Source organism: Variovorax sp. Soil_C_26 (assembly GCF_057657075.1).
In genome coordinates this window covers 1-1,205 of the sequence record NZ_JBDGJC010000033.1, presented here as the reverse complement: position 1 = coordinate 1,205, position 1,205 = coordinate 1, and the positions used below count along the sequence as shown (strand labels likewise).

At 66.6% G+C, this 1,205-nt stretch carries 1 protein-coding gene and 1 pseudogene; both read left to right on the top strand.

The features are described 5' to 3' along the window. A pseudogene (locus AC3A6G_RS27305) lies at positions 1-92 on the top strand (chemotaxis protein CheW); the annotation flags it as partial. A gap of 55 nt (positions 93-147) precedes the next feature. Further along, positions 148-1,205, top strand: a 1,058-nt coding sequence (locus AC3A6G_RS27300; RefSeq protein WP_487875091.1) for a HAMP domain-containing protein, incomplete at its 3' end; no start/stop codon positions are given.

The window sequence follows — 1,205 nt, the reverse complement described above, 5'->3', positions numbered from 1 at the left end:
GCACGCTCGACGAGCGGATGCTGATCCTGGTGGACATCGATCGGCTGATGTCGAGCGAGGAAATGGGCCTGGTCGAACGGGCCGCCGCCTGAGTTGATGGCAGGCGCGCGCTGCGTGCCTTCCCGGTCTGAAATTTTGGAGCAATGAATGTTTTTGAGCAACGTGTCCATCGGGAAGCGGCTGGCCGTCGTGATCGGCGCCATCCTTGCGCTTTCCCTCACGAGCAGCGTGGTGGCGATGCTGGAGCTGCGGGAGTTGGGCGTCGAGATCGACGCAATGGTCGAGAAGAACGTCCAGACCGAACGTGCGGGCGCCGACTGGCTGCGCCACACCACGGCCGGTGTGCAGCGTGCCGCAGCCATTGCGAAAAGCAGCGATTCGAGCCTCATCGCCTACTTCGCACCGCACACGGCCGCCGCCATCAAGGAAACCAACGACCTGCAGAAGTTCATCGAGGAGCAGATGGACACGCCCGAGAAGAAGCAGGTGTTCGACAAGGTCGGTGAGTTGCGCAAGGCCTACCTCGCCGCGCGCGAGGAGGTCAGCAAGGCCAAGCTCGCGGGCGACGTGGAGGGTGCCGACAGGATCTTCAACGAGCGCTTCGAACCCACCTCGCGCAGCTATCTCGCGGGCGTGCAGCAGATGGTGGACGCCGAGCGGGCCCAGCTGGACGCCGCGGCCGCACGCGGCAAGGAAACGCGCGCCGCCACGAGCATGGTGCTGATCGTCTGCAGCGTGCTGTCGCTGGCCCTGGGCCTGGTGCTCGCATGGCTCCTGGTCCGCAGCATCACGCGTCCGCTGCGCCGCGCCGTCGAGGTGGCCGAGGCAGTGGCCGCCGGCGACCTCACGAGCCGCATCGATGCGACGACGCGCGACGAGACCGGCCAGCTCATGCAGGCTCTCAAGGGCATGAACGGCAGTCTCGCCAAGGTCGTCGGCGAAGTTCGCCACGGCACCGACGCCATCGCCACCGCCTCGGGCCAGATCGCCGCAGGCAACCAGGATCTCTCTTCGCGCACCGAAGAGCAGGCCAGCTCGCTCGAGCAGACGGCCGCCTCGATGGAAGAGCTGACCTCGACCGTCAAGCAGAACGCCGACAACGCTCGCCAGGCCAACCAGCTCGCGCTGTCGGCCTCCGAAGTGGCCGTGAAGGGCGGCGACGTCGTCGGCCAGGTGGTCGACACCATGGCCTCGATCAATGCCTC